The sequence below is a fragment of the Pantoea sp. S61 genome (assembly GCF_016625145.1).
Classification (GTDB): domain Bacteria; phylum Pseudomonadota; class Gammaproteobacteria; order Enterobacterales; family Enterobacteriaceae; genus Pantoea; species Pantoea rwandensis_B.
In genome coordinates, this window is record NZ_JACVUO010000005.1 from 244189 (window position 1) to 258543 (window position 14355).

A 14355-nucleotide genomic window follows, 5' to 3' on the forward strand; every position below is an offset into this window, starting at 1 on the left:
ATTCGACCACAGGCTTTATACGTTAATGGTAAAAGGCTGGACGCCGGATTGTTAGCCAGTTAATCTGCCTGGCATATTCAAATTTACTGACAGAGAACCGGCATGGCAAAAGACCGCGCGTTAACACTCGAAGCTTTACGTGTGATGGATGCTATTGATCGTCGTGGTAGCTTTGCTGCGGCAGCCGATGAACTGGGCCGCGTTCCCTCTGCATTGAGCTACACCATGCAGAAGCTGGAAGAGGAACTGGACGTGGTGCTGTTTGACCGCTCCGGCCATCGCACCAAGTTCACCAATGTCGGGCGTATGCTGCTGGAGCGTGGGCGCGTGCTGCTGGAAGCGGCCGATAAACTCACCACCGATGCCGAAGCGCTGGCACGCGGTTGGGAAACCCATCTCACCATCGTGGCCGAAGCACTGATCCCCACTAATCTGCTGTTTCCTGTCGTTGAAAAGCTGGCGGAGAAAGCCAACACGCAGATTTCGCTGGTGACGGAAGTGCTGGCCGGTGCCTGGGAGCGTCTGGAACAGGGCCGCGCGGACATCGTGATTGCGCCTGATATGCATTTCCGTGCATCAACCGAGATTAACACCCGTAAGCTCTACAGCATTATGAGCGTCTACGTGGCCAGTCCGGATCACCCGATTCATCAGGAAGCCGAACCGCTGTCTGAAGTGACGCGCGTGAAGTATCGCGGTATCGCGGTGGCGGATACCGCGCGCGAACGCCCGGTGTTAACGGTGCAATTACTGGACAAACAGCAGCGCCTGACGGTGAGCAGCATGGACGATAAACGTCGCGCCCTGCTGGCAGGATTGGGTGTCGCCACCATGCCTTATCCGATGGTGGAACAGGATATCGCCGAAGGCCGTCTGCGTGTGGTGAGTGCCGAATACACCCGTGAAGTGGATATTATTATGGCGTGGCGCCGCGATAGCATGGGTGAAGCCAAAGCGTGGTGCTTGCGTGAGATCCCGCGATTGCTGGCGAAGCAGCGTAGCTGATTAAGATCTGGTCGGCATAAATGCCGACTCTCCCCTAAAAGTGTAGCGGGAGATTCATCCCAATCATCACAGCCCGGCACCCAGCCCGAATAGTAAAGCGTCGACATGCTTCCCAAACATCCTGGGGCGGGATGCATGCCGGACGTTGTCGTGTTGGCATTCATCCCAAACCTCGTCAGCCGGGTGCATGCCGGACGTTGTCGTGCTGGCATTCATCTCAAACCTCGTCAGCCCGGATGCATGCCGGACATTGTCGTGCTGGCTTCATCCCACCCAGGTTTACCATCACATCCGGCTGAGACAATCGATCGCCACCGCTTTAAAGCTGACGAAATCCGCGCAATCGCGCAATCGGGTCATCGCCCTCTCCCGCAGGAAGGTGACGAACAGATCGTAAATCGCCATCGCCTCTTCGTATTCGCTTTTGCTGATCGCCAGCAGGAAAATCACCGAAGCGGTTTCATCACCCCAGCTCACGCCATGCGGTGCCAGCACGGTATACACCACGGTTTTCTTCGCCAGCAAACCCAGTGAGTGTGGCAGCGCAATGCCTTCGCCGAGCAGGGTGCTGACAATCGCTTCTCGCTCTTCAACGGAGGGATAAAAGTCCGCATCCACACAGCCTTCTGACTCCAGCTGATCGCACAACACGCGGAACAGCGCGGATTGCGTCATTGGCTTATCCAGCACCATAAAGTGCTGTGCATCGAAATATTTTTCCAGCATGTAAGGCCGCGTGCGATCCACCAGCACCAGCTTGCCCAACTGCTCCAGCTGGAACTCGGTCGGGAACGGTGACATCACCGCAATTGGCTTATTCTTCTCACTCAAACGCACGGTGGAAATCACGAAATCTTCGTCGATGTGTTCGCGCATCTCATAATCACGCTGCGACAAACGCGCCGTGACCACCAACTGCGGATATTTACGCAGCAGCAGCGCTTCAATCATGCGCAGTGTGGAGTTGCCGCTGTCGCACACCAGCAGCACCTGCGGATGGCGTTGATAGCCGACATCGTAATGCCGCTCCAGCCCGACACCGATGTGCAGCACCAGAAAACCGATTTCGTTCTCGCTGATGCTATAGGGCGTGTATTTTCCCCAACTGGTCACCGCCGCCAGCGTCACGTCATACGCCATCGGATAGTGCTGTTTTATGTTACTCAGCAGCGGATTGGGGATGTGAATCTGGTAGCGCACCCGGGTGATCATGGTTTTGATATGGGTGAGCAGATCGGCCCGCAGCTGCTCATCCTGCTGCAAGCGGTAGTTGTAATGGGTGTTGATGTAGTTCAGCAGGTAGTCGACCAGCGCATCGGCATCATCAGCATTAATGGTGCTGGGCGACAGCGCCTGAATCTGCCGGGCGGCGATATTCACACGCAGCCAGTTCTCTTCCGCCTGCGAGATCGGTTTGCCGACCAGCGGCTGCATCAGATTCACCAGATGATGCGCGGCTTCCCGCACCTCTTCACCGACATCTTCCGCGCCAGGATCGTTGAGCGGGAAACCTTCGCTGATGCGTCGCACCGCCACCGCACAGTAAATTTGCAGATAGCGCTCGCCCTCATCGCTCAGGCGAATCGCATACTGATTAAAGCAGTGCTGCAACAGCGGTTCCAGCTGTGCCAGGATGCCGCTGTGCAGCGCTTCCACCGTCAACAGCGGGCTATCAGGCATCTCCTGATCAATTTGCCACAGCAAATCCGTCAGACAGGTGCGGATCGCCGCTTCGCTGCCGAACAACTTCATGCCGTAATGCGGTTTGGTTTCGATATTCAGATGATAGCGGCCCAGCCACTCGCGCACTTCCGCCATATCGCTTTGCAGGGTGGCGCGGCTGACAAACCACTCTTCCGACAGGTCTTCCAGCTTGAGTGAATAGGCGGCGGTGAGAAAACGCGTGAGCAAATAGCGCACGCGATCCTGAGAAGTGCGCGGCACGCGCAGCGGCGCGGCGCTCTCTTCCTGCAGACGGTCAAAAAGCGCCACATCGTCGATCTTCAGCTGATATCCCGCGCCGCGCGCCAGTACGAACTGTGCGCCGTGTTGCTCCAGCAGTGCATTCAGCGCGGTGATATCGGTGCGCACCGTGCGCGTTGAAACAGAAAAGCGGCGCGCCAGCTCATCCTGCGGCAGCGTTTCGTTTTGCAGCGCAGCGAAAAGTTGGGCCAGACGCTGATTGGGAAATCTCACGGAGCTTCACCTGTGACTCGTTTGTTACAGCAGTTTCTTGCACGTTGCCAGAAGCTGACGCACATCGTCAATGCGCGTGTCGCCAGTGGCACTGTCGATGATCGAACTATAGACGTGTGGAATCACTTTGCTGACGCCCGCATCGAGTGCAATCTGCACAATGGCTTCGAAGTTATTGAGATCGATGCCGCCGGTCGGTTCCAGCCAGAAGTCGTGACGCGCACAGGCTTCAGCAACGGCACGGTACTCATTCACCGCTTTTAAGCCGCCCATCGGGAAGTATTTCACCGAACTGCCACCCATGTCCTGCAGCATGGCGATGGCGCTGTCGATCGGCACAATCGCATCTTCCAGCTGCGAGCTGCGCGGTCCGGTGGAAATTTTCACCAGGCCCGGCGTGCCGGTTGGCGAAATCAGACCGTTGACCACGGTGTGATTCTGCCCGAGCAGCGCGCGGCTGGTCGCCACACCGGTAAACACCTGGTTCACGTGCTGCGGTTGCAGCACCGCTGAGATCTCACTCACCATCGCCGACTGATTAGGATCGCCCGCGCCCAGTCCGACGGACAGCGCGTTGTCGATCAGCGCCGCGTACTCGCGCATATCAGCAATCGCTTCTTCATTGCTCGCGTAATTTTTTGATAACACGCCCACCAGCACATGGCCTTCTGCGGCCTGCCAGATCTCTTTGGCGTTCTGCTTAGAACCGGCCAGCACGTTGAGGCACAGACGGCCCTGATAAAAATTCGGGTTCAGACTCATGCGCGTTTTCCTCCGCTGAGTAACGCCTGGATACGGCTAAAGATAATATGCAACTGATCGGCGCTGACGCTGCGCACGTCGGCTTCGATAATGCCTTCATTGGCCTTGTAGCCACGGAAGTAGATAGCGATGTCGCCGGTTTTCAACGCCTGCACCAGCTCGCCGGTTGGCCATTGTGTGACGGCTTCATCGAACTTGATCTCAGCACGGGCGATATCTCGGCCTGCCGCATCCCACACTACGCGTGCGGACACACCATTCAGCGTATTGAGGTTGTCGATAAACGGCGTCATGTTGGCCACCATCTCAGCGCCGGTGGTTTTCGGCTGCACCAGATAGTTTTCAATCGCCTGCGTCAGACCGAGAATGCCCTCTTTACCGACTTTCATCGCGCGGCCAATACCGTTGCTTTGACGTTTTACCCACTCAACGTACTGAGTGCGGCCAATCACCAGACCGCTGGTCGGCCCTTCAATCGCCTTGGCGCCGCTGTAGATCACCAGGTCCGCACCCATCTGGTAGTAGCACTGCAGTTCTTCTTCTGCCGCCGCATCCACGATTAACGGGATACCGTGTTGACGCGCGACCACCGCCGCCTGCTCCACACTCAGGTGGCTCTTCTGCACACAGTGGTGTGATTTGATGTACAACAGCGCCGCCGTGGTGGGCGTGATGGCGGCAGCCAGCTGTTCAGGCGAACATTCGTTGCTGTAACCAGCCTCCACCAGACGTCCGCCGCCCAGCGCCACCATCGCACCTACCGGCGCACCGAAGTTCACGTTATGGCCTTTCGGCACCACGATATCGTGCGGCACCGTCAGCGGCGCGGCATGCAGGTTGTCCAGCAGCCAGTCGTTATCTTTGACGATCACCGCCGCCACGCTCTGTGCGATGCCCGCAGAGGCGCAGGAAACCACCACCGCATTTTCCACATCCAGCAATTTAGCGATGTAGGCGCCGGTTTTGTTGACCAGATCTTTGATCTCGAAATAGTGATTCAAACCGTAGCTGACGGTCTCCACCACATCGGCAGACGGCGTTGAAACACCCAGAATGGTCATACGACCGGAGGCATTGATGACCTGTTTCAGGTCATATTTTTCATAAATCGAAGACATGATTAGCTTTCCCTTCATCAGTCAGATGCCACTTACCCGCGATAACCACGGCCAGCGGCAGCAAATGTTGCTCACCCAAAACCCGTTCGCCTTCAGCATCGACGAACGGGCGGGCTTCCTCTTTGACGGTAAAAATGGTCAGGTCGGCGTCATAACCTTCTGTTAAGCGCCCTTTGCCCGCTAAGCGCAGGCCAGCCGCGGCATTGCCGGTGACGCAGTCGATAACCTGCGGCAGCGTCATGCCAATGCTGAAGAATTTCGACATCACGTGCGCCAGGCTATGTACCGGGCCGTTGATGCGGTTGCGACAATAAATGTCCGAACTGATGGTGTCGGGCAGAATGCCCTGCGCGATGGCCTGACGGGCCACTTCAAAGCTGAAGCTGGCACTGCCGTGGCCGATATCCAGTTTTACGCCACGCGCGATGGCGTTTTTCACTGCCGCTTTCAACTCACCCTGTGGTGAAAGAATGCGGTTTGGTTTGCCGTTAAAGCAGTGAGTAATGATGTCGCCGGAAGTGAGCAGATCGGCAATCTCTTCCAGCACCGGCGGATTGTTGCCGATATGCACCATCAGTGGCAGATTTCCCGCCGCCTGCTGAATAGCTTTGGCGCGAATCAGCGGCTGAATGCCATTCTCACCCACCACGCTGCTGCTCATGCGCGCTTTCAGCCCCACGATAAAGTCCGGGCGACGTTTCACCGCCTGCACCACGGCGTCACCGTCAATCTGCGCCATATCGGCCAGCTCGTTCTGGGTGATGATGCCGGTGCGTGAGATGTTGATCAGCGCGCGCACTTCGGTGATGGCGGAACGGGTGAGCTGATAGAAATCGTCGATATGATCCGCGCCGGTGCTGCCTGCATCAACCACGGTAGTGACGCCCTGCGCCATGCCAATCGCATCGGCTTCATCGTGATAGATGGGGGATTTGGGATAGCAGTGCACGTGGCTGTCGATCCAGCCTGCGCTGACGTAATAGCGCCCCTCTAAATCGCGCTCCTGCTGAGCTGAACCGCTGACGTCGCCGACCGCGACAATTTTGCCCTGCTGGATGGCGATATCCACCAGCTGTTCGTCGCACAAACGCGCGCGGCGCAGAATCAAATCAAACATATTTACTCCTTAACAACCTGCATTCAGCCTGGTGCACATAAATGCGCACCCTACAGAATCTGCATCACATCTGTGTGGGGGCATTAATGCGCCCCCCACAGAATGTACTGTTCAATCGTAGGGTCGCCATGAAGGGCGACCGTTAAATCGATGACAGCTTTACAGCGAAACCGGGAACATCGCGCCTAACGCCATGGCACCTAAAATCGCGCCACCGGTGATCGGTTTGTTCCACAGATAAAACAACAGCGCACCCACCAGCGAACCGAGGCCGATGGGAATCGATGCCGCCATCGCAGACAGAATAATCAACGGCCCAAGGAAGCGGCCGGAAGCATTACCTGCACCCATCATCACGTCCGCACCGTAAGTGGAGTCGCTCTGATTGATGGTGAACTTACGCGCCAGGATAATCAGATAGCCAATGGCTAAACCCACCACCAGGCCCGTTGCCAGTGATGCCGCAAAGTTCGCCACCGGGAACACGATGCCCGCGCCCAGCAGTAAAGCGGGAACGCCCAGCCCGACTCCGGTTTGAATCGCGCCGCCGATATCCAGAATCCCGACCAGCGAACCTTCGATGATGCGAGCAAACAGGAAGCTGGCACCAAACGCCGCCACGGCGCCATACACGCCGGTTTCCATGCCGGAACGCAGCATTGAAACAAACGCCACTTCGTTAAATGCGCCGATGCCGTACAGGTAGTACATGTGCGTACCGGCAAACACCCCGGCGGACAGCAGGCCGACAAAGATCGGGAAAGACCAGTCGGCGTACCAGAACCCTTTGTTTTCGGTCTCGTTCATTCTCAAGGCTCCTTATTTGCCGCTCAGGCTGTTGTGAATCATGTCCAGCCAGCCAGGAATGCCAAGTTGGAAGGATTGCAGCAGCTTCATATCGAAGCCACGGAAGAAGCCGCTCAGAGCGAACAGCAGCACAATCGCGAACATCATCACTTTGGTGACTTTGTTCCAGCCGCTCTCTTCCACGCCTTTACCAATCAGGATACCCAGCACCAGACCCGGTACGGCATTGCCCATGATCAACTGCGCCAGACCACCAAAGATGGTCGCCCAGAAACCGGATTTCTTACCGGCATCAATCGCTGCCAGCCAGAAGATCACCGGCATCACGGTGTTCACCAGCAGGTTGGCCGCCGGCACCAGCACTTTAACCGCCGTAACCTGCAACGCTGCAGGCACCGCAGAAGCCGTGCTGTTGAGGAACGCCACCACGATCATGCCGATGATGCCGCAGGCAATCGCCATGCGTTTTGGGTTATGCAGGGTTTCGGCGACGTTGCGGTTTTTCACCATCAACGCGGCTGCGCCCCAGTTAGGCAGAATGCGGTGATCAACGTCCTGAGTGAAGGAACCTGCAGCCACAGACGATGCCCAGGCGTTAAAGAAGAAGCCAAGACCAAAGGAGAAGTGCGAAGCGGGATCGCCCTCACAGGAATTGAGTTCACCCAAGGTACGAAACGCGCCCATACCTTGCGTGGTCGGTGCATGGAACATGCGCGCTGCGCCCGCTCCTACCCCAACGCCAACCAATCCACCAATGATCAACGACTTAAACAAAATGATTAAAAACATGTTGTTGTACCCTTTGTTGTCGTTTTTATTTCGTCGCGATGAAATCCACCTTGTCGGTGTCGATCACGGTGACGCTGACGGTGATTTCCAGCTCGACGCTGTAATTCCGTCGTTCGCGCGCCAGAAAGAAGAACAAGAACTTCTCTGTGCGTACGCTCTCCTGCGCGCGCAGCACCCGCACATCTATGGGTTCAATGCGCAACAGAATCTTTTGGCTGGTGCGCAGCACTTGCTGCTGCACCTTGCTCAGTGCATCGGAAAAGGCTTTCGCTTTGCTATCGCCTTTGCCCTGCACCGTAACCTGCGTCTCGTATTGCTGTTTCATGCTTAGCTGCCGTGTTTTTTATTCCAGGCCTGCACCAGACGTTCACCCAGCTCTTCTTTATCCATAAAGCCAAAGCCCAGCACGGTGGCGCCTTCGTTGATGGCGGTCACGCCTTCATCAATCGAACGCATACCGTGTTTGGCTTTGTAGCCATATTTGTTTTGCGCAGTGATGGCACCGGCACCGCCGCTGCCGCAGAAAGAGATGCCGAAGTCAGCGTTTTCCGCTTTCATCACATCGCCCAGCTTCATGTCCGCTGCAACGCCCGGCACCACAACAGCACGGCCGCCTGCTTTCTCAATCCCTGCTGCGACTTTCTGACCTTTACCCAGACGATCACCAATCACGACTGTTACCATGTTCAATTCCTCTCGATTTATGCTTCGTTGGATTTCGCCACTTCGATATGCACCGATAGCAGCCAGGCTTCTTCTTTTGGCAGATTGCCAAACAGATCGACCACCTGCTGTGCCAGCGCCATGGTTTCTGGCGAGATGTCTTCAAACAGTTCGGCTTCCACTTCCGGCAAGGCTTCACCTGTGAGCGAACGCGCTGCCATCGCCCGCACATGCGAGGCCAGCATCTGCTGCTGCACGGCGTTGGCTTCGATGTGGTGCGCAGCGTAGATCGCCGCAATTTGCTTCATCACGTTATCCGCCAGCGCCTGAATGGCTTCCGGCGTGCTCTGTTTCAGTGGGACAGCTTCACTCCTCACCTTGCTACTCCTGTTTACTGCGGACAATTAGAGATAATTCGCGTTGAAAAGAAATTACGCTTTCCGCTTCAGGCTGTGGAGACGCATCTTTTCCACCTCAAAGTGGAAATCCCACGGGCGTGTGTGCGCCAGATCGCACTACGCATGAAGTGTGCGAAACAGGTCACAAAAATGCAGGTTATGCCGGGAATCTATGCGTTTAAACGGAGGAAATGCGAGGGGAGATAAGGCCAGCCACAGGGCTGGCCGGGTTATCAGCGGAATTTCTTATGGTTGGCGTTACGAATATCTTCCAACTTCTTCGCTTCAGTTTTGGCTTCGTCGAGCTTGTTGGCTTTCGCCAACTGATCGACGACATCAATCTGCGCAATCAGAGAATCAAGACCGGCGTGATAATCCTTAATCTGGGCGCTATCGGCAGCCTGACCTTCCAGTTTTTCCGGCGTGGATTTTTTAGCATCCTCCGCCGCCTGGCGCATCTTGCCGAGCGCGGTTTGCATTTCCTGAGCATCAGAGGTTTTCTTCACCACGCTCAGGCCATCTTTCAGGGTATCCATATCACTCTTCAGGTCAGCAGCGAATACGCTAGCTGAAGAGAACAACAGCGAGAGAGACAACATTGCAATCACATGCTTACGCATAAATATTCCTTATTTCCCGTCATATTTCAGGTTCCAGACACGTTGGCTACGCTCACTCACCCCAGTCACTTACTGATGTCATATCCTGAGGATTCATTCACTTGCCGCCTTTCTGTCACGCGAATAATTTTGGGGGTTTTATTGTCGGGCTAAAAAAAAAGCAGCCTTGCGGGCTGCTTTCATGAAGCGATGTCTTTATTGTCCGGCGATTTTCATCTCCGGCAGCAGCACCGACCCGCATTGTATATTGCTGCGCGTTTCAATGTCGTTACCGAGCGTTACCATATTGAGCCACATATCCTTGAGGTTGCCCGCAATTGTGATCTCGCTCACAGGATATTGGATTTCACCGTTTTCAACCCAGAAGCCTGAGGCACCGCGCGAATAGTCACCGGTCATGGCGCTGACGCTGGAGCCCATCATTTCGGTGACCACTAAACCACGGCCCATCTGCTTCAGCATATCTTCAAAGCTATGCCCCTGGCCCGCAATGCGCCAGTTGTGAATACCGCCCGCATGGCCAGTGCTCTGCAGGCCAAGCTTGCGTGCCGAATAGCTGGTCAGCAGCCAGTTTTGCAGCACGCCATCTTTGATGATGTCGCGCGCCTGGGTGCGCACGCCTTCGCTGTCGAACGGCGTAGACGCCAGCCCTTTCAGCAGGTGCGGCTTCTCTTCAATCGTCAGCCACTCAGGCAGGATCTGCTTGCCGAGTGAATCCAGCAGGAAGGTCGCTTTGCGATAGACGCTGCCGCCGCTGATCATGCCGACCAGATGACCAAATAGACCCGTCGCCACTTCCGGCGCGAAGATCACCGGCGCTTTCATGGTCGGCAACTTGCGCGGCGCTAAACGGGATAGCACGCGACGCGCGCACTCCTGGCCCACCCAATCCGCAGTTTGCAGATCGTCAATGGAACGGCCAATGGTGTAGGCGTAATCACGCTCCATGTTGCCATCCTGCTCGGCAATCACGCAGCTGGAGAGCGAATGGCGGCTGGAGCAGTAGCTCTGCAACATGCCGTGGCTGTTACCGAATACTTTGATGCCGACGTGACTGTTGAAGCTACCGCCTTCGGTATTGGTAATGCGCTTGTCAGCCTGCAACGACGCCTGTTCTGCCTGAGCGGCCCATTCGATAGCGCGATCGGCATCGATCTCCCACGGATGGTAAAGATCGAGATCCGGCGCTTCAAATGCCAGCAGATCGGGATCGGCCGGGGCACCAAAAGGATCAACCGAGGTGTAGCGCGCAATGTCGATCGCCGCCTGCACGGTGCGTTTAATCGCATCCGGGCTGAGGTCGGTTGAAGAAGCACTGCCTTTGCGGTTCTGATGATAGACGGTGATGCCAAGTGCACCATCGCTGTTGAATTCGACGTTTTCCACTTCGCCATAGCGGGTACTGACGCCGATGCCGGTGGTTTTGGTCACCGCAACTTCTGCTCCATCGGTGCTGGCTTTCGCCAGTTCCAGCGCCTGCGCGACAGCCTGTTCTAACACTTTACGTTGTTCTGCAACCTGAGTAGATACGTTCATCGACCTGCCGTCTAATCTTAAGTATGAATTTATTGAGTCTATCAGACTCAGAGAACAATTTCGCAGTCGCCCGATAAACTGGTAGGATTAGCCTCTTTTTTTTAGGGAGCCAAGAGATGACCAAGCAGCCCGATGACTGGCTCGACGATGTGCCAGATAATCAAAACGAAGAAGATGAAGACGAAGAGATTATCTGGGTCAGCAAAAGCGAAATTAAACGCGACGCCGAAGAGCTGAAACGCCTGGGCGCCGAGTTAGTGGATCTGGGGAAAAACTCCCTCGACAAAATTCCACTCGACGATGATCTGCGTGCCGCCATTGAGCTGGCACAGCGTATTAAAAAGGAAGGCCGTCGCCGCCAGTTGCAGCTGATCGGTAAGATGTTGCGCGCGCGCGATGAAGATCCGATTCGTCAGGCACTGGATAAGCTGAAGAACCGCCATAACCAGCAGGTGGCGCTGTTCCATAAACTCGAGCAATTGCGCGATCGCATGATCGAGAAAGGCGATGACGCGATCGCGGAAGTGATTAACCTCTATCCGCAGGCCGATCGCCAGCAGCTGCGCACCATGATTCGTAATGCGCAGAAAGAGAAAGCCGCTAACAAGCCACCGAAAGCCACCCGTCAGATCTTCCAGTATCTGCGCGAACTGGCCGAGGCGTGAGTTTACCGCGAGCATAAAAAGGGTCGCCAACAGGCGACCCTTTTTAATTTGGGCGGTTAACAGAGTGTCTTCAAACCCAGTGGCAACCCCGATTTAAGGGGCGCCACGCCATCAACGTCCCAATCTCTCCAGCAGTTTCTGGTGAATGCCACCAAAGCCGCCGTTACTCATCACCAGAATGGAATCACCTGGCTGGGCTTCTTTTGCCACCATTTCCACCAGCGTATCGATATCCGCGCTCCACTTCGCCGGCTGGATGCAGGCTTCCGCGACATCAGATACCTGCCAGGGAATGTGGTGCGGCTGGAACAGGAACACGTTATCGGCGCGACCCAGTGACGGCGCCAGCTCGTTTTTGCTTACGCCCATTTTCATGGTGTTGGAGCGCGGCTCCAGCACTGCCAGAATACGCGCGGTGCCGCCCACTTTGCTGCGCAGCGCAGCCAGCGTCGCCAGGATTGCAGTGGGGTGATGGGCAAAATCGTCATACACCTTGATGGCATTCACTTCACCACGCAGCTCAAGACGACGGCGAGCATTGATAAAGCTGCTGAGCGCCTCACCGGCATCCACCGGCTTCACGCCGACGTGCCGTGCGGCCGCAATCGCCATCAGGCCATTGTGCATGTTGTGCTCGCCGACCAGCGCCCAGTTCACTTCACCGACTTTCTCGCCATCCAGCCAGATTTCCCAGTGGGAGGAGTCCGGTGTCAGCTTTTTCGCCTGCCAGTGGCCGTTGTCGCCAACCGTTTCCTGTTCGCTCCAGCAGCCCATCGCCATCACCTGCTTGAGGTTGTTATCGTGTTCCGGCAGCAGAATTTTGCCCTGGCCCGGCACGATGCGAATCAGGTGATGGAACTGCTTCTGGATCGCGCGCAGATCGTCAAAGATATCGGCGTGATCGAATTCGAGATTGTTAAGGATCAGCGTGCGCGGGCAGTAATGGACAAATTTGGAACGTTTGTCGAAGAACGCGCTGTCGTATTCATCCGCCTCAATCACGAAGAATGGACTTTTTCCTAATTTTGCCGAAACCTCGAAGTTTCCGGGCACACCACCAATGATGAAGCCCGGTTCAAGGCCACAGGCCTCCAGAATCCACGCTGCCATGCCTGCGGTGGTCGTTTTGCCATGGGTTCCGGCCACGGCCAGCACCCAACGGTCACGCAGCACGAAATCATGCAGCCACTGCGGGCCAGAGAGGTACGGAATGTTGCGTTCCAGAACCGCTTCCACACACGGATTTCCGCGCGTCATGGCATTGCCAATGATCACCAGATCCGGCTGCGGATCGAGCTGACTGGCATCGTAACCTTCTGTCAATTCAATGCCTTGCTGTTCCAGCAAGGTGCTCATCGGCGGATAGACATTGGCGTCAGAGCCGGTCACTTCATGCCCTAGCGAACGGGCCAGCATTGCCAGTCCGCCCATGAAGGTGCCACAAATCCCAAGGATGTGAATGCGCATATAGAGATCCATTACTCAAAAGTTCGGCGCACAGTGTAACCCCGAGCAGAGTGGGAAGAAACGGATTAGGACTATGGTTTTTAAAGTTCAATCGGCTAAACTGCGCTCATACGTTGGTAGCGTGTTACATCTGCTGCCACTCCACCGTAGATTCAGGGAATGTGTTATGAAAACGTTAGGCGAATTCATCGTCGAGAAGCAACACGACTTTCCACACGCCACAGGTGAACTGACGGCGCTGATTTCCTCCATTAAGCTCGGAGCTAAGATTATCCACCGCGACATCAACAAAGCGGGTCTGGTGGATATTCTCGGTGCCAGCGGTGTGGAAAACGTGCAGGGCGAACAGCAGATGAAGCTGGACCTCTTCGCGAATGAAAAATTGAAAGCTGCTCTGAAAGCGCGTGGTGTGGTTGCCGGTATCGCTTCCGAAGAAGAAGATGAGTTCGTGATCTTTGAAGGCTCAGAAGACGGTAAATATGTGGTGTTGATGGATCCGCTGGACGGCTCTTCCAACATCGACGTGAACGTTTCCGTCGGTACCATTTTCTCTATCTACCACCGCATCAGTGAGCCGGGTACGCCGATCACCGAAGCTGACTTTATGCAGCCAGGCAACAAGCAAGTTGCGGCAGGCTATGTGGTTTACGGTTCTTCCACCATGATGGTCTACACCACCGGCGTGGGCGTGCATGCGTTTACTTACGATCCGTCACTGGGCGTATTCTGCCTGAGCCATGAGCGCATGACCTTCCCGGAGAAAGGCTACACCTACTCCATCAACGAAGGTAACTACATTCGCTTCCCTCAGGGCGTGAAGAAGTACCTGAAGTTCTGTCAGGAAGAAGATATCGCCACCAAGCGCCCATACACCTCGCGCTATATCGGTTCACTGGTGGCAGACTTCCACCGTAACCTGCTGAAAGGCGGCATCTATTTGTATCCAAGCACTGCAAGCCACCCGAAAGGCAAGCTGCGTCTGCTGTACGAATGCAACCCGATGGCATTCCTGGCTGAACAAGCCGGCGGTAAAGCCAGTGATGGCGAGCATCGTATCCTCGATATCCAGCCAGAAACGCTGCACCAGCGCTGCCCGTTCTTCTGCGGCAACGATGCGATGGTGGATGACGTTGAGCGCTTTATCCGTGAGTTCCCGGACAGCCACGAATAAGCTGATGTGATGTGAAAAAAGCCCGCGACTTTGTCAGCGGG

The 14355-nt window shown here is 55.7% G+C and carries 15 protein-coding genes; 3 read left to right on the forward strand and 12 right to left on the reverse strand.

Going from position 1 to position 14355, the window contains the following annotated elements; genetic code table 11:
• Nucleotides 1-102: 102 nt before the first annotated feature.
• Nucleotides 103-1005 (forward strand): LysR family transcriptional regulator, encoded by a 903-nt coding sequence (locus IAE30_RS13080; RefSeq protein ID WP_038644506.1) that lies wholly within the window; start codon nucleotides 103-105, stop codon nucleotides 1003-1005.
• 285 nt (nucleotides 1006-1290) lie between these two features.
• Here IAE30_RS13080 and IAE30_RS13085 read toward each other — a convergent pair whose 3' ends face one another.
• From IAE30_RS13085 to pmbA, 11 genes are all read right to left on the reverse strand, one after another.
• Nucleotides 1291-3201 carry a transcription antiterminator gene (locus IAE30_RS13085; RefSeq protein WP_045816566.1) on the reverse strand — a complete coding sequence of 637 codons (1911 nt, stop codon included), beginning with the start codon at nucleotides 3199-3201 and terminating at the stop codon, nucleotides 1291-1293.
• Between the two features lie 24 nt (nucleotides 3202-3225).
• Nucleotides 3226-3963 (reverse strand): KDGP aldolase family protein, encoded by a 738-nt coding sequence (locus tag IAE30_RS13090; protein ID WP_038644502.1) that lies wholly within the window; start codon nucleotides 3961-3963, stop codon nucleotides 3226-3228.
• Nucleotides 3960-5081 carry a DgaE family pyridoxal phosphate-dependent ammonia lyase gene (locus IAE30_RS13095; protein WP_200679935.1) on the reverse strand — a complete coding sequence of 374 codons (1122 nt, stop codon included), beginning with the start codon at nucleotides 5079-5081 and terminating at the stop codon, nucleotides 3960-3962. Before IAE30_RS13095 ends, IAE30_RS13090 begins: the two co-directional genes overlap by 4 nt.
• Nucleotides 5065-6198, reverse strand: a complete 1134-nt coding sequence (locus IAE30_RS13100; protein ID WP_200536586.1) for an amidohydrolase/deacetylase family metallohydrolase — start codon at nucleotides 6196-6198, stop codon at nucleotides 5065-5067. Before IAE30_RS13100 ends, IAE30_RS13095 begins: the two co-directional genes overlap by 17 nt.
• A 159-nt stretch (nucleotides 6199-6357) precedes the next feature.
• Entirely contained in the window at nucleotides 6358-7005 is a 648-nt protein-coding gene (locus IAE30_RS13105) for a DUF4310 family protein (protein ID WP_038644496.1), read from the reverse strand.
• Between the two features lie 12 nt (nucleotides 7006-7017).
• Nucleotides 7018-7794 (reverse strand): DUF4311 domain-containing protein, encoded by a 777-nt coding sequence (locus IAE30_RS13110; RefSeq protein WP_034829226.1) that lies wholly within the window; start codon nucleotides 7792-7794, stop codon nucleotides 7018-7020.
• 25 nt (nucleotides 7795-7819) lie between these two features.
• Nucleotides 7820-8119, reverse strand: a complete 300-nt coding sequence (locus IAE30_RS13115) for a DUF4312 family protein (RefSeq protein WP_034829228.1) — start codon at nucleotides 8117-8119, stop codon at nucleotides 7820-7822.
• Between the two features lie 2 nt (nucleotides 8120-8121).
• Nucleotides 8122-8478, reverse strand: a complete 357-nt coding sequence (locus IAE30_RS13120) for an SFCGS family glycine-rich protein (protein ID WP_009087404.1) — start codon at nucleotides 8476-8478, stop codon at nucleotides 8122-8124.
• A gap of 17 nt (nucleotides 8479-8495) precedes the next feature.
• The gene (locus tag IAE30_RS13125) at nucleotides 8496-8834 is read right to left on the reverse strand and encodes a glycine dehydrogenase (RefSeq protein ID WP_038644494.1); all 339 of its coding nucleotides are present in this window, start codon (nucleotides 8832-8834) and stop codon (nucleotides 8496-8498) included.
• A 254-nt stretch (nucleotides 8835-9088) separates the two neighbouring features.
• Nucleotides 9089-9475, reverse strand: coding sequence for a cytochrome b562 (cybC, locus tag IAE30_RS13130; protein ID WP_038644492.1), 387 nt, complete (start codon nucleotides 9473-9475; stop codon nucleotides 9089-9091).
• Nucleotides 9476-9670: 195 nt separating this feature from the next.
• Nucleotides 9671-11011, reverse strand: a complete 1341-nt coding sequence (gene pmbA, locus IAE30_RS13135; RefSeq protein ID WP_045816560.1) for a metalloprotease PmbA — start codon at nucleotides 11009-11011, stop codon at nucleotides 9671-9673.
• A 116-nt stretch (nucleotides 11012-11127) separates the two neighbouring features.
• Between pmbA and yjgA the strand changes: the two genes are divergently transcribed.
• Nucleotides 11128-11676, forward strand: coding sequence for a ribosome biogenesis factor YjgA (gene yjgA, locus IAE30_RS13140; protein ID WP_034829237.1), 549 nt, complete (start codon nucleotides 11128-11130; stop codon nucleotides 11674-11676).
• Nucleotides 11677-11787: 111 nt separating this feature from the next.
• Here the strand turns inward: yjgA and mpl are convergent, their stop codons facing one another.
• Nucleotides 11788-13143, reverse strand: a complete 1356-nt coding sequence (gene mpl / locus IAE30_RS13145; protein WP_045832883.1) for a UDP-N-acetylmuramate:L-alanyl-gamma-D-glutamyl-meso-diaminopimelate ligase — start codon at nucleotides 13141-13143, stop codon at nucleotides 11788-11790.
• 166 nt (nucleotides 13144-13309) lie between these two features.
• Between mpl and fbp the strand changes: the two genes are divergently transcribed.
• Complete coding sequence (gene fbp / locus IAE30_RS13150; protein ID WP_038644485.1) at nucleotides 13310-14314, forward strand: class 1 fructose-bisphosphatase; 1005 nt, start codon at nucleotides 13310-13312, stop codon at nucleotides 14312-14314.
• Nucleotides 14315-14355: the final 41 nt, after the last annotated feature.

Coding starts and splice junctions, on each gene's coding strand:
- IAE30_RS13080 (WP_038644506.1), top strand. CDS start 103: ATGGCAAAAGACCGCGCGTTAACACTCGAAGCTTTACGTGTGATGGAT.
- IAE30_RS13090 (WP_038644502.1), bottom strand. CDS start 3,963: ATGAGTCTGAACCCGAATTTTTATCAGGGCCGTCTGTGCCTCAACGTG.
- IAE30_RS13095 (WP_200679935.1), bottom strand. CDS start 5,081: ATGTCTTCGATTTATGAAAAATATGACCTGAAACAGGTCATCAATGCC.
- IAE30_RS13100 (WP_200536586.1), bottom strand. CDS start 6,198: ATGTTTGATTTGATTCTGCGCCGCGCGCGTTTGTGCGACGAACAGCTG.
- IAE30_RS13105 (WP_038644496.1), bottom strand. CDS start 7,005: ATGAACGAGACCGAAAACAAAGGGTTCTGGTACGCCGACTGGTCTTTC.
- IAE30_RS13110 (WP_034829226.1), bottom strand. CDS start 7,794: ATGTTTTTAATCATTTTGTTTAAGTCGTTGATCATTGGTGGATTGGTT.
- IAE30_RS13115 (WP_034829228.1), bottom strand. CDS start 8,119: ATGAAACAGCAATACGAGACGCAGGTTACGGTGCAGGGCAAAGGCGAT.
- IAE30_RS13120 (WP_009087404.1), bottom strand. CDS start 8,478: ATGGTAACAGTCGTGATTGGTGATCGTCTGGGTAAAGGTCAGAAAGTC.
- cybC (WP_038644492.1), bottom strand. CDS start 9,475: ATGCGTAAGCATGTGATTGCAATGTTGTCTCTCTCGCTGTTGTTCTCT.
- pmbA (WP_045816560.1), bottom strand. CDS start 11,011: ATGAACGTATCTACTCAGGTTGCAGAACAACGTAAAGTGTTAGAACAG.
- yjgA (WP_034829237.1), top strand. CDS start 11,128: ATGACCAAGCAGCCCGATGACTGGCTCGACGATGTGCCAGATAATCAA.
- mpl (WP_045832883.1), bottom strand. CDS start 13,143: ATGCGCATTCACATCCTTGGGATTTGTGGCACCTTCATGGGCGGACTG.
- fbp (WP_038644485.1), top strand. CDS start 13,310: ATGAAAACGTTAGGCGAATTCATCGTCGAGAAGCAACACGACTTTCCA.